Raw genomic sequence first — 12,877 nt, forward strand, 5'->3', positions numbered from 1 at the left:
AAGAGAGACGAGACGAGCGTGCAAGAATTCCTCACCAATCTGCTGGGCAGTACCCACGGCTTCCTTGCCTATGCCACGGTCTTTGGCGTGCTGGTGGCCTGCGGACTCGGCGTGCCACTGCCCGAGGACATCTCGCTCATCCTGGGAGGGTTCCTGGCCCACAAGGGCGCGGCCAGCCTGCCCATGATGATGTTGATCGGCTTTGGGGGCATCCTGGTGGGCGACAGCCTCATCTTCCTCGCCGGGCGCCGGTTGGGGACGCAGGTGGGCCGCTCGCCGAAGGGCTTCCTGGCCCGGGTCGTCACGCCCGAGAAGCGTGCCAAGGTGGAGGGGCTGTTCGCCCTGCACGGGCAGAAGATCGTGATGATCGCCCGTTTCCTGCCCGGTGTGCGCGCGGTGACGTACTTCACCGCCGGCTCTGCGGGCATGTCCTACTGGCGCTTCATCTTCTGGGACGGCCTGGCGGCGCTCCTGTCCGCGCCGTTCTTCGTGTGGCTGGGCTTCCACTTCGGCGACAAGCTCGACTACGCCATCGATCGGATGAAGGAAGGCCAGATCGTGGTGGTGGGCGTGCTCGCGGTGGTGGGCATTGTCGCCTTCGTGTGGCGCAAGCGGATCGCCGCCCTGCGCAGCGCGGCGCTCAAGGCCGCCGTGAAGGCCTCGCCGGTGCCCGCGCACCTGCTGGCCGGCGCTCCCGAGGCCCAGCCGGCCGCGGCGCCCGTCTTTGACAAGCCCGCCGGCACCGAGCGCCTGCAGATCCGCGACTGATGTCCTCCCCCTGAGCCGGAAGGGAAGGGCCCTGAGGCATTCGGGCCCTGCTTTCCGGCTCACGTGCGTCCGAGGATTCGCTTCAACCAGCCCACCAGTCCACCCGGAGCCACGTCCCGAGCCGTCGCAGCCATGGCGATGGGCAGCGGCACTGGCGGAGCCGCCGTGGGCTTGTACACCGGGGTGGCCCCCGCTCCCGTCTGCGTCCGAGCCGGCGACGAGGGGTGGAGACGCCCAGCCGGAATCTCCGGATGCGGGTGGTGGAGCCCCAGCTTCGCCTTCACCTCTTCCGGGGTGTCGCGCGTGCTGAAGATGCTCATGACCTCGACGCCGCTGGTCGGCTCGCGTGCGGTCACCTTGAGGATGCACTCGTTGCTCACCTCGAAGGTGATGGAGACCTTCACCGAGCCGCGCGGCCCCGGAGGCAGCCCGGAGATCTTCAGCGTCCCCAGGTACTCGTTCTCCACGGCCCGCTCCGAGTCGCCCTGGAGGATGATCAGATCGATCTCCTGCTGCTCATCCCGGCTGGTGGCGAGCTGGTAGCTCTTGGTTGCGGGGAGCGACACGTTGCGCTCGAGCACCGGCTTGAAGCGCCCACCGGGCAGCCCCACGCCGATGGCCATGGGGAGCACGTCGATGAGCACCACGCCCTCGAGCTGTCCCAGGCTGTGCGCCAGCAGCGCCGCGCCGAGCGCCACGGCCTCGTCCGGGTGCACGTTCTTGGTGGGCGCCTTGCCGAAGAACCAGGAGATCTTCTCGTGCACGAGCGGGAAGCGGCTCTGGCCTCCCACGAGGATGATCTCGTCGATGTTCCGGGGGGTGAGCCCCTTGGCGTCGAGCACGTCGGCGCAGACCTCAAGGGTGCGATCGACGAGCTTCTCCGTGAGCTCGACGAGCTTCTCACGGGTGAGGTTGACGTCGAGATCCACGGGCTTGCCGTCGATCATCGTGAGGAAGGCCACGTGGACGCGCACCTGCGAGCGCTCCGAGAGGGCGCACTTGGCGCGCTCGGCGGCGTCCTGGATGCGCTGCATGGCCACGCGGTCTCCCTGGAAGGGGAAGCCGAGCTGCTGTTGGAACTGCTCCAGCAGGTACCCGACGATGGCGTTGTCGAAGTCGATGCCGCCCAGGAAGGTGTCGCCGCCGGTGGAGACCACCTCGTAGAGGGTGTCGTTGAGCTCGAGCACGGAGGCGTCGAAGGTGCCGCCGCCGAGGTCATAGACGAGCACGCGCTGGTTGAGCTTGCGGCCGAAGCCGTAGGCGAGCGCGGCGGCGGTGGGCTCGTTGAGGATGCGCTCCACATGGAGCCCGGCGAGCCGGCCGGCCTCGCGCACCGCCTGGCGCTGGTTGTCGTTGTAGTAGGCGGGGACGGTGATGACCGCGCGCGAGATGGGCTGGCCGAGCTGATTCTGGGCCACCTCCTTCACCTCGCGGAGGATGAGCGCGGAGATCTGCTGCAGGGTGTAGATGCGATCGCCGAGCCGCACCGCCGCCTCACCGCCCTCGCCGGGGGCGATCTCATAGGCGAAGCGATCCTTGATCTGCCGGACGAGGGGAGACTCGTAGGGGCGGCCCACCAGGCGCTTGGCGCCGTACACCGTCTGTCGCGGGTTGGTGAGCATCTGCCCCTTGGCCGGGTGGCCCACCACGAGCTTGCCGCGGGTGTTGAGCGCGATGATGGAGGGCACGGTGTTGTGCCCCTCCCGGCTCGGGAGGACGCCCGGCTTGTTGTTGCGCACGTAAGCGGCGCAGGAGTTGGTCGTCCCCAGGTCGATGCCGATGATGGGCCCGGTCCGCTTGGGCTCCTCGGTGGGCGGATCGAAGGGCGGGGCGCTTGGAGCCGCGGGGTTCGACACGGGCCCCGAGGGCATCGAGGCCTGGGCCTGCATCGCCATCGGGACATCCAGGGGCGTGTGCGAAGGAGGCCGGACAGCGGGGACGGTTCCTGGATGAGCAGCGGGGGCGGCGGGCCGAGGCGCGGCGGGCGGATCGGGGAGCTCGGGGATGGTTCCGGGCCACGGGGTGAACGATGGCATCGGGAACTGCTCGCCGGGCGCGGGAGCGGGCGCGGGGGCGACCGCTGGAGCCTCTACCTGGGGGACCGTGTAATCGGCGGGCCCAACGCCTGCTGGGAGTGGAGGTAAGGATGACTGTGCGTGTGGCAGGGCGGCCACCGCGGAGTCGAGGAACTGCCGGGTCGCAGGGTCCACGGTCAGGAAGCGGAACCCCATGCCGGAGATGCCCTGACCGGCCTGGCCGGTGACGAAGTGGACGACGGACGAGGCGTAGATGAGACGCGAGCCGTCAGCCAGCTTGAGGTCCAGGGTGACCGCTGAACCCGGAGGTTTCACCGTCTTCGAGCGGAGGTAGATGCCTCCACGGGTGACGTTCGCTCCGTACTTGGCCAGGAACTCCTCGGGCGTCGAGAACGGCAGCTTGACGACCAACCCGATCGCTTCTCCCGCGGCTTTGTTGTGTGGCTGCGTCAAAGGGGGTCCTGTGCAGAACCAAGGGGGGTAGCGGGCGATCCTAGCATCATTCGTCGGTGGCTCAGGCGGACGGCCCGTGAAAGTGCGCGTTGCGGCCCTCGGATTCACCTTTTATGGAAACCGGCTTCACTGCGGGCATGACCCGCTGCTCCCGGGAGCCCACATGCTGACCTCTGACGTCCGGCTCGCGCTGACCTTCGACGACGTTCTCCTCCAGCCAGCGGAGAGCTCCTTTCTTCCTCGAGATGCGGACCTCTCGACCCGGCTGACCCGCAACCTCCGGCTCAACATCCCGTTGCTGTCCGCGGCCATGGACACCGTCACCGAGGCCCGTACCGCCATCGCCATGGCGCAAGAGGGCGGTATCGGCGTCATCCACAAGAGCATGACCCCCGAGCAGCAGGCGCTCGAGGTCATGAAGGTGAAGAAGTTCGAGAGCGGGATGGTGGTGGACCCCATCACCGTCGAGCCGCAGGCACCGCTGGCGCGAGCCATCGAGCTGATGAAGCACAACAACATCTCCGGCATCCCCGTGGTGCAGGGCCGCAAGCTGGTGGGCATCGTGACCAGCCGCGACGTGCGCTTCGTCACGGATCTGGGGCAGAAGGTGGAGGCGGTGATGACGCGCAAGCTCGTCACCGGCCGCGAGGGCATCAGCCAGGCCGACGCCCAGAAGCTGCTGCACGAGCACCGCATCGAGAAGCTGCTCATCGTGGACGAGCAGTTCGAGCTCCGGGGCCTCATCACCATCAAGGACATGGAGAAGCGCCGGACGCGGCCCAACGCGGCGAAGGACGCCAAGGGCCGGCTGCTGTGCGCGGCCGCCGTGGGCGCCTCGGCGGATCGCGAGGCCCGAATCGACGCGCTGGTGAAGGCCGGCGTGGATGTGATCGTCATCGACACCGCCCACGGCCACTCCAAGGGGGTGATCGACGCGGTGCGCGACACGCGGAAGAACTTCCGCGGCTTCGAGCTGATCGCCGGTAACGTGGCCACCGCCGCCGCGACCCGGGCCCTCATCGAGGCAGGCGTGGACGCGGTGAAGGTGGGCATTGGCCCTGGCTCCATCTGCACCACGCGCGTGGTAGCCGGCGTGGGAGTGCCTCAGCTCACCGCCATCGATGACTGCGCGCGCGAGGCGGACAAGCACGGCGTGCCCATCATCGCCGACGGCGGCATCAAGTACTCCGGCGACATCGTCAAGGCGCTCGCCGCCGGGGCGTGCACGGTGATGATCGGCTCGCTCTTCGCGGGCACCGAGGAGGCTCCGGGCGAGGTCATCCTGTACCAGGGGCGCAGCTACAAGAGCTACCGAGGCATGGGCTCCATGGGCGCCATGAAGCAGGGCTCCAAGGATCGCTACTTCCAGTCGGAGGTCGAGGCGGTGAAGCTCGTCCCCGAGGGGATTGAGGGCCGCGTGCCGTACAAGGGCAGCCTGTCCATGAACATCCACCAGATGCTGGGGGGGCTGCGCAGCGGCATGGGCTACGTGGGTTGTCCCACCATCGAGGACCTGCGCACCAAGGCACAGTTCGTGCGCATCACCTCGGCCGGGCTCAAGGAGAGCCACGTGCACGACGTGATCATCACCGAGGAGGCGCCCAACTACCGAGTGGAGTAGGGCGCTCACGAGGGGGCCGGGGGGCCCGCCTGCTACTTGCCGCGCTTGCGGCCGGAGCTGGTGGGGGCGGAGTCCTCTTCGGACTTGGGGGGCGCCACCTTCTTCTCCGCATTGCCCACCCGGTTCAGCAAGGTCTCCTTGTCATCCGGGTTCAGGGCCTCGATGGCCTGGCGCAGGGTGTTGAAGTCCATCCGGGCCACCGTGACGGTGTTGCCGCCCTTGATCTCCTGCACGGTGGGCACGTCCACGAGCTCGCGCACGTAGGTCTCGAACTCCATCCTCACGTCCGCGGTCTGCAGGATGCACTTCTCCCGAGCCGCCACCAAGCTCTGGCTGCCCTCGGTGTAGTGGAGGTCCGGGTTGCGGTTCATCGCCTCCTCGAAGGTGGCGTTGCGCTTCATCAGCGAGGTGTAGAGGTCGATGTAGCTCAGCACCCGGTCGGTCTCCGGGCGGTTGACGTTCCGGGCCTGGTTGAGGGCTTCGTCCGTGTCGTCGCAGTGGACCTTGCCCAGCGCCACGGCATCCGGAGTGCTCCCAGCGGCCCCCAGGAACTGGGTCTCGCGATCCAGTCGCTCCTCCGAGGAGATCTCCTTCACGCAACCGGTAGTGGACAGCAACAGGACGGTTGCAACGGCGGGCAGGCGCATCCAGGACCTCATCGAGCGGGACTTAATGGTTGATTTCCGAAAGTTTGTAGCGGTAAGGGCCGCATCCGTCAACGCGCGCCCCCCATGGAGAGTGTGTGGATATTCACGCCGAGAAGATCCTGATCCTCGATTTCGGGAGCCAGTACACGCAGCTGATCGCCCGCCGTGTGCGGGAGCTCGGGGTGTACTGCGAAATCCATCGTCCCGACCTACCCGCGGAGGACATCCGCCGCTTCGCTCCCCGGGGCATCATCCTCTCGGGAGGGCCGGCGTCGGTGGAGGCGCCGGGCTCCCCGAGGTGTGATCCCTTCGTCTTCGAGGCGGGGCTGCCGGTGCTGGGCATCTGCTACGGGCTCCAGCTGCTCTCCAAGCTGCTGGGCGGGCGGGTGGACCGTTCCGCGCACCGCGAGTACGGCGCCGCCGAGGTAGAGGTGCTGGCAGCCCGGGGCCCGCTGGCCGCGTTCCGCCAGGGTGACCGGGTGAAGGTGTGGATGAGCCACGGAGACCGGGTGGACGCCCTGCCGCCGGACTTCGAGTCCATTGGCCGCAGCGGCAACTCGCCCTTCGCGGCGGCGGCGCACAAGAGCAAGCCCATCTACGGCCTGCAGTTCCACCCCGAGGTGGTGCACACCCCGCTGGGCAAGGAGATTCTGCGCGCCTTCCTGTTCACCGACTGCAAGGTGAGCGGGAGCTGGACGATGAAGGGCTTCATCCAGGAGGCGGAGGAGGCCATCCGCCGGCAGGTGGGCGAGCACGGCCGGGTCATCTGCGGCCTGTCGGGTGGCGTGGACAGCTCGGTGGCGGCGCTGCTGCTGCACCGGGCGCTCGGTGCGCGGCTGCAGTGCATCTTCGTGGACAACGGCCTCTTGCGGCAGGGCGAGCGCGCGCAGGTGGAGGCGCTCTTCGTGGACCGCTTCCACGTGCCGTTGAAGACGGTGGATGCGCGGGCGCGCTTCCTGGAGCAGCTCGCCGGCGTCACGGATCCGGAGAAGAAGCGGAAGATCATCGGCCGCGAGTTCATCGCGGTGTTCGAGGAGGCCGCGCGCGAGGTGCAGGGTGCGGAGTTCCTGGCGCAGGGCACGCTGTACCCGGACGTGATCGAGTCCGTGTCGTACAAGGGCCCGTCCGTCACCATCAAGAGCCACCACAACGTGGGCGGGCTGCCGGAGAAGATGAACCTCAAGCTGGTGGAGCCGCTGCGCGAGCTCTTCAAGGATGAGGTCCGCGCGCTGGGCCGCGAGCTGGGGTTGCCGGACGAGATGGTCTCCCGGCAGCCGTTCCCGGGGCCGGGTCTGGCCATCCGGGTGCTCGGGGAGATCACCGAGGAGCGGCTGGAGCTGGTGCGCCGCGCGGACGCCATTGTCCAGCAGGAGATCCGCGACGCGGGGCTGTACAAGGAGCTGTGGCAGGCCTTCGCGGTGCTGCTGCCGGTGCAGAGCGTGGGCGTGATGGGGGATGAGCGCACCTACGAGTCCACCTGCGTGTTGCGCGCGGTGACGAGCGTGGACGGCATGACGGCGGACTGGGCGCGGCTGCCGTACCCGGTGCTCGAGCGCATCTCCACGCGCATCACCAACGAAGTGCGTGGCATCAACCGCGTCGTCTACGACGTCTCCTCCAAGCCGCCCGCCACCATCGAGTGGGAGTAACCACGCGGGCAGGGTGCTGAGGCGGAAATCAAAGGGGCTGCCCGGATGCACTCGGGCAGCCCCTTCTGTTTTCAGGGTGCTACAGGTCGGGGGGACTACTGGGCCGGGCTGGCCTTCACGGCGGGCGTGGAGCCCGGGCGCAGCTCCTCGAGGATGCGGTCGGCCTTGTAGACCTTCTTGAGCGACTCTACGATCGCCTCGCTGTGGACGGCGACGGTGCGGTTGACGCTCTCGTCGAAGCCGTAGTCACCGCCGAGCGACTGGATGTTGCCGTCGAACACCAGGCCGGTGATCTCCGCGTCCTTGTTGATGACGGGCGAGCCGGAGTTGCCGCCGATGATGTCGTTGGTGGTGACGAAGTTCATCGGGGTGGTGGCCGTCAGGTCCTTCTTCGCGGCGAGCCAGCTCTTGGGCAGGGCGAACGGATCCTCACCGGTGTGGCGGTCGAAGGTGCCGCCCATCTGGGTGATGGGCTCCACCTTCTTGCCATCCTCCATGTAGCCCTTCACGGCGCCGAAGGAGAGGCGCAGCGTCCCGGTGGCGTCCGGGTAGATGCCGGTGCCGTAGACCTCGAACTTCGCCTGGGCGATGAGCTCGCTGTTCTTGCGGACGACGGCCTCGACCTGCTCCTCGTACGTCTTGCGGATGGCACGGGCGTCCGGATCGATCAGGGCCGCCAGCTGGATCATCGGATCCTTGGAGGCCGCGATGGCCGCCTTGCCGCCCTTGGAGAGCTGCTCACGGACCTTGAGGTCGGCCAGCTTGGAGCCCTTGACCAGGCGGGTGGCCAGGGCTGCCGGGGACTCCTTGCCGAGCACCTTCTTCACGAACGGGTGATCCGGCCCCAGCTCCTCACGCAGCTTGGTGAAGGAGAACGTCAGCTGGGCGATCTCCAGCTCGGGATAGATGGGGGCCTTGCTCATCAGCTGGTTGTTGAGCATGGGCAGGTTGGCCTCGTTGAACCCGCGCAAGCGCTCCGCGTCCGGCTTGGTGGACTCCTCAGCGTAGCGCACCAGGGTGCGGGCCAGGCTGAAGAGCTGCGAATTGATGCCGCCGGCCTCCATGGCCTCGTAGTCCTTGCGGATGTTGCGGAAGGTGTCCTGGGCGCGAGCGATCTCGTCCCAGGCGGCGCCGTACTTGGTCTTCATCTTCGGATCCGCGTCGACCTTCTTGCGCAGCTCCTGCTCGGCGGCGACCTTCTGGGCGAAGAAGTTCTTGTCGAGCAGCTGCTCGTGCTTGCCCTTCATGGACTTGAGGCCGTTCTCCACGCCAAAGAGCAGGTTGGTGGAGATGCGCTTCTGCTCGGCGCCGCGGTTCTGGAACTCGGTGACCATCCCGCGGATCTCAGACAGCTTGAAGAGCTGCTTGGGCAGGGTCACGTCCCGCAGGAACTCGAGCTGCGCCACGGTCAGGCCGCGCGAGGTCCTGCCCGGGTGACCGGAGACGAAGGTGAGCTCGCCTTCCTGGGCGCCCTTGTCGGACCACTTGAAGTAGTTGTCGATCTTCGCGGGCTTGCCGTCCTTGTAGACGCGCACGAAGGTCACATCCAGGTCGTACCGGGGGAACTCGAAGTTGTCCGGATCTCCGCCGAAGAAGGCGATGGCGTGCTCGGGGGCGAAGACGAGCCGGACGTCCTGGAAGCGCTGGTACTTGTAGAGGTTGTACTTGCCGCCCTGGTACAGCGTCACGACTTCACAGCGGACGTCCGCGCCGGTGGTGCAAGCCTTCTCCAGGCTGGCCATCTCGGCCTTGAGTTTGTCGGCGTACTGCTTGCCGGTGAGGCCCTTGGTGGCGGTGTTGAGCTGGTCGGTGACGTCGGTGATCTGAACGAGCTGGCTGACCTCCAGGGCCGGGCACTGAAGTTCCTCGGCCTGGGTCTTGGCGTAGAACCCGTTGGCGATGAAGTCCTTCTTGGCGGTGGAGAGCTGCTGGATGCAGCCACGGGCGCAGTGGTGGTTCGTCATCACCAGGCCGTTCGGGGAGACGAAGCTCGACGAGCAGCCGTAGCCGAACTTGGCCGAGGACAGACGGACCTTGTCGAGCCACTGCTGGGAGGGCTCGAAGCCGTACTTCTCCTTGACCTTGGCGGCGGGGAAGTTGTTGTACGTCCACATGCCCTCATCGGCGAGCGCGGGAGTGGCGCCGATCAGGGAGGCGACGATGAGCAGACGCTTCATGAAATTCCTTTCCGGGATCCGGAGGTGCGGTGGGGTTGTCCTGGGAACCGCGGGTCCCGGTCAAGCGGGGAGAAAATTCCCGGCACCTGAACCCATGAGCGGGACTTTGATTCCGAGCGCCAGGAGGGTGTCGTGATGACGCGGCTCGTCGCAGGCGGAAGCCAGTGGGAACCTGGAAACCAGAGGCCGGAGCCCGTGTCCAAGGCTCCACAGGAAGCCAGGGGCTTAGTTTACATAACGCATCTTATCAGACTCTTCGTCAGAGGGAGACGGGGTGGGCGTCGGTCCGTCCCAAGCCCGTTCTCCAGCCTCCGGAACGGCGTCTCCCCGCGCCAGGTTGCCGGCTTTCGGGCTTCTCCGTCTGGGCGTTGAGACATAGGGTCTCCAGCCCCTATGCGACTCCTCCGTTTGAGCTTCGCCGTCTGCGCAGCCGCGCTCGTCGTGGCCGGATGTCCCAAGCCCTCCGCCCCCACCGAGGACGCGGGCGTCACTGCCCCCGAACCGGACGCCGGCACCGACGCGGGATTGGGCCCCGCGTCCTTCACGCTTCAGTACGCGCTCGCGGATGCCGGGATGGAATCCATTCCCCTCGTTGGCGAGGAAGAAGGACGTCCGCTCATTGATCCCACGTCGACGCTCGAGGTTCGCAGCTCCTTGGCGCTGCGCAACTACCGCATCCGCCTGTTCGACGAGGTCGATCGCGCCATGGTCTCGGATGATGCGGCCGAGGAATCCCCCAACGGACTGCTGTACCGGATCTCCCTGCCCACGCCCCTCAAAACGGGCCACAAATACACCCTGGTCATCGACGCGCAGACCGGCACGTCGATGACCGATTCCCAGGGCCGCGAAGTCGCCGACGTCCGGATTCCCTTCCAGGTCTCTGGCGAAAAGGAAAAGCCACCGCCTCCCACGAAGAAACAAAAACGGCGCCAGCGCTGAGCCCCGGCCGGCCTCCGGTCCTCCGCTCAGTGCTCGGTCCTCCGCGGAGGCAGCTCTGGGAAGACGTCCGGTTCCAGCACGTCCGCGGACTCGCGCAACAGCTCCGCCTCCCTCACCGCCACGAGCACCTCACGCGCTGCCTCCGGCCGTCCGTACGAGCGCCCCTGGATGACAAGGAACTCCCGGAGCGCATCACGCAGCTCCAGTCCGGACTGGTAGCGCTCGGCGGGATCCTTCCGGAGGGTTCGGTGCACCACGGCCCGCAGCGGCTCGGAAAGCCCCTGGGTGGCCCGCTCCACGTCCTCCGGCCCGAACCGCGCGATGCGTGCCGCCATCTCCGTGACAGGAACCCAGCTCGGCTCCTCGCAGCGCACCTCGGCCAGTGCAGCGGACTCGGGCCCGGACTCCCGTGCCGCCTGCTCCACGTCCTCCAAATCAAACAGGTGCCTCCCCGTGAGCAGCTCCAGCATCACCAGCCCCAGCGAGAACAGATCCGAGCGGTGATCCACCTTCTCCAGGCGCATGCGCTCGGGGGATGCATAGGCGATGTCCCCGCGCAGCACGGACGCCGTGGTGGCCTCCCGTCCGGGCAACAGCGAGTACGCCACCCCGAAATCCACGAGCTTCACTTCACCGTTGGAGCCCACCCGAATGTTCTCCGGGCTGACGTCCCGGTGGACGATCCCCAGGGGTTGCCCGTGCTCGTCCGTCCGCGTGTGTGCATGGTGGAGCGCATCCGCGACCTCCGATACCACGTGGCAAACGAAGGCCTCGGACATGGGCCGTTGACGCATGGCCGCGACGCTCAGCACCGTCTCCAGTGAACGGCCTTCCACGTACTCCATCACCACGTATGGCAGGCCGCCATGCAGCACCAATTGGTGCACCTTCGCGATCCCCGGATGATCCAGCCGGTACGCCAACTGGACTTCCTCCTTCAAGCGCTGCTTTTGTTTCTCGCTGACCGGCCGCGACAGCCGTTTGATGATCACGGAGCCCGCGGGCCCCTTCGCGTAGCGACGCCGTGCGAGCATCAGCTCACCATTGCTCCGCCGCCCCAACTTGCGGACGAGCTCGTAACGGGTCCCATCCACGGAGAACAGCAACCGGGGGTGGTTCGAGGACTCGGGCCTGTCGACGGACATCTCGGGCTCTCCTTCGCGACGCCAACGCCGCGCCAATGGAATGCCAGAAGTAGGGCTTGTACGCCGAACCTCCAGCGTCAACCACCCTACCAGACCGGGCTGACACAGCCGCCCGACCTCTCCCGAGGGGCGTCAGTCCTGACGCAGATCGCGGTCCTGGGCGCGCACCCGCTCCAGCACGCGCAGGTCTCTTTCCGTGGGCCCGAGCTCCATGATGAGCCGGCTCACGTCATAGAGGACCTCGCCTCGCTCGAACACCGGCACCCGGGGTTCAGCGTCCATGTTCAGGTCGTCCAAGGCGCGGTTGTAAGCCTTGTCCATCAGCGACCGGAGCTGGAACGAGTCATAGAGGTTGTACTCGACGAGGAAGCGCAGCGCCTCCACGTCTCCGCGAGCGAGGTATGCACGCCACAGCAGCACGGCGTCCCACCCGTTCACGCCCTTCATGTGTGGTGGCCGTCCCAGCCCCAGCTTGTCTTCGATTTCCTTCAGACCGCCGCCCATACCCAACCGCCGGCACACGAAGCGCAGATCAATGTGCGCGTCCGGTGTCGGGAAGGCCTTGCCGAAGTATTGGCGCAGCACCGGCACGTCGAAGCACGAGCCGTTGAACGTCACCCACAACCGCCGCTCTGCCATGGCCTCGGGCAGCGCGTCCATGTTGCGGCCCTGGATGAAGACGCGCAGACCGCCGTCATCGAAGAGCGCCACCACCGTGGGCACCTGATCCTGCGCACCGTCCGTTTCGATGTCGAAGTAGACCGCGTCGCGTGCGAACTCGGGGTACAGCCGCCAGTGCTCCCGCGGCGGCACCATGGCGGCCAGGCCCTTCAGATCGCGCCGCTCGAGGGCCTCGCGCGCCAGCGCCAACCGCCGGCGGGCCCCATCGTCCAGCTTCTGGCCGAGCACCACGCCAGACTCCGGGAAGTCATCCCAGGTTTGGATGCCCCGGGCCCACAGATCCTTCTCCTTCCAGGGACCCACGCCCGGAATGAGCTGGAAGGTGCGCCGCAGCATCAGCCCAGCGGATCCAACCTGCCCGCCACCAGGTCCTCCAGGGGCGGAATGTCCGCTTCGCAGAACGGCAGCGCCTGCATCTCCGCCGGCGTCAGGAACGCCAGGGCGTTCGCCCCCAGCGTCTTCGGCTCCCCCGACTCCAGCCGGGCCGCGTACAGCACCAGCTCCACCGTCAGGTCCGAATACTCGTGTCTCCCCGCCCATAGCCGCCTCCCCACGTGGAGCTGCACATCCAGCTCCTCCCGGCACTCACGAGCCAGCGCCGCCGGCTCGGACTCCCCGGGCTCCACCTTCCCGCCCGGGAACTCCCAGAGTAACCCCCGGCTCCCACCCGGCAGCCGCTGCTGCACCAGGAACCGCGAGTCATCCCCGGGCTGGGGGATGAGGGCGGCCACGACACGGACCGTCCTCTTCGTCACCCC

Annotated in this window: 10 protein-coding genes; 4 read left to right on the forward strand and 6 right to left on the reverse strand. The window is 67.3% G+C overall.

The features are described 5' to 3' along the window. Positions 1-18: 18 nt before the first annotated feature. The gene (locus tag F0U60_RS26555) at positions 19-768 is read left to right on the forward strand and encodes a DedA family protein (protein ID WP_395824957.1); all 750 of its coding nucleotides are present in this window, start codon (positions 19-21) and stop codon (positions 766-768) included. Positions 769-827: 59 nt separating this feature from the next. Here F0U60_RS26555 and F0U60_RS26560 read toward each other — a convergent pair whose 3' ends face one another. Next, positions 828-3,257, reverse strand: coding sequence for a TIGR02266 family protein (locus F0U60_RS26560; RefSeq protein ID WP_395824960.1), 2,430 nt, complete (start codon positions 3,255-3,257; stop codon positions 828-830). A gap of 163 nt (positions 3,258-3,420) precedes the next feature. Here F0U60_RS26560 and guaB point away from each other — a divergent pair, with 163 nt between their 5' ends. Then, entirely contained in the window at positions 3,421-4,878 is a 1,458-nt protein-coding gene (gene guaB, locus F0U60_RS26565) for an IMP dehydrogenase (RefSeq protein WP_395824963.1), read from the forward strand. A 32-nt stretch (positions 4,879-4,910) separates the two neighbouring features. Here guaB and F0U60_RS26570 read toward each other — a convergent pair whose 3' ends face one another. After that, positions 4,911-5,525 carry a hypothetical protein gene (locus F0U60_RS26570; RefSeq protein WP_395824966.1) on the reverse strand — a complete coding sequence of 205 codons (615 nt, stop codon included), beginning with the start codon at positions 5,523-5,525 and terminating at the stop codon, positions 4,911-4,913. 95 nt (positions 5,526-5,620) lie between these two features. On the opposite strand from F0U60_RS26570, the gene guaA reads away from it, so the two are divergent. Next, positions 5,621-7,174 (forward strand): glutamine-hydrolyzing GMP synthase, encoded by a 1,554-nt coding sequence (gene guaA / locus F0U60_RS26575; protein ID WP_395824969.1) that lies wholly within the window; start codon positions 5,621-5,623, stop codon positions 7,172-7,174. Between the two features lie 95 nt (positions 7,175-7,269). Here the strand turns inward: guaA and F0U60_RS26580 are convergent, their stop codons facing one another. Beyond that, entirely contained in the window at positions 7,270-9,351 is a 2,082-nt protein-coding gene (locus F0U60_RS26580; RefSeq protein ID WP_395824972.1) for a S46 family peptidase, read from the reverse strand. A gap of 393 nt (positions 9,352-9,744) precedes the next feature. Between F0U60_RS26580 and F0U60_RS26585 the strand changes: the two genes are divergently transcribed. Then, entirely contained in the window at positions 9,745-10,293 is a 549-nt protein-coding gene (locus tag F0U60_RS26585) for a hypothetical protein (RefSeq protein ID WP_395824975.1), read from the forward strand. Between the two features lie 26 nt (positions 10,294-10,319). Here F0U60_RS26585 and F0U60_RS26590 read toward each other — a convergent pair whose 3' ends face one another. The 3 genes from F0U60_RS26590 to F0U60_RS26600 all read right to left on the reverse strand — a co-directional run bounded on the left by F0U60_RS26590 (position 10,320) and on the right by F0U60_RS26600 (position 12,874). Next, on the reverse strand, positions 10,320-11,438 hold the full coding sequence (locus tag F0U60_RS26590; protein ID WP_395824978.1) for a serine/threonine-protein kinase: 1,119 nt from the start codon (positions 11,436-11,438) through the stop codon (positions 10,320-10,322). Between the two features lie 132 nt (positions 11,439-11,570). Next, positions 11,571-12,455, reverse strand: a complete 885-nt coding sequence (locus F0U60_RS26595) for a ribonuclease H-like domain-containing protein (protein WP_395824981.1) — start codon at positions 12,453-12,455, stop codon at positions 11,571-11,573. Further along, positions 12,455-12,874 carry a (deoxy)nucleoside triphosphate pyrophosphohydrolase gene (locus F0U60_RS26600; protein WP_395824984.1) on the reverse strand — a complete coding sequence of 140 codons (420 nt, stop codon included), beginning with the start codon at positions 12,872-12,874 and terminating at the stop codon, positions 12,455-12,457. The genes F0U60_RS26595 and F0U60_RS26600 overlap by 1 nt, the downstream gene beginning before the upstream one ends. Positions 12,875-12,877: the final 3 nt, after the last annotated feature.

It is taken from the genome of Archangium minus (assembly GCF_044360475.1).
GTDB lineage: Bacteria > Myxococcota > Myxococcia > Myxococcales > Myxococcaceae > Archangium > Archangium minus.

Bases quoted from the DNA above. Each gene is read 5' to 3' on its own strand.
- guaB (WP_395824963.1), top strand. From the start codon at position 3,421: ATGCTGACCTCTGACGTCCGGCTCGCGCTGACCTTCGACGACGTTCTC.
- F0U60_RS26570 (WP_395824966.1), bottom strand. From the start codon at position 5,525: ATGCGCCTGCCCGCCGTTGCAACCGTCCTGTTGCTGTCCACTACCGGT.
- F0U60_RS26580 (WP_395824972.1), bottom strand. From the start codon at position 9,351: ATGAAGCGTCTGCTCATCGTCGCCTCCCTGATCGGCGCCACTCCCGCG.
- F0U60_RS26585 (WP_395824975.1), top strand. From the start codon at position 9,745: ATGCGACTCCTCCGTTTGAGCTTCGCCGTCTGCGCAGCCGCGCTCGTC.
- F0U60_RS26590 (WP_395824978.1), bottom strand. From the start codon at position 11,438: ATGTCCGTCGACAGGCCCGAGTCCTCGAACCACCCCCGGTTGCTGTTC.
- F0U60_RS26595 (WP_395824981.1), bottom strand. From the start codon at position 12,455: ATGCTGCGGCGCACCTTCCAGCTCATTCCGGGCGTGGGTCCCTGGAAG.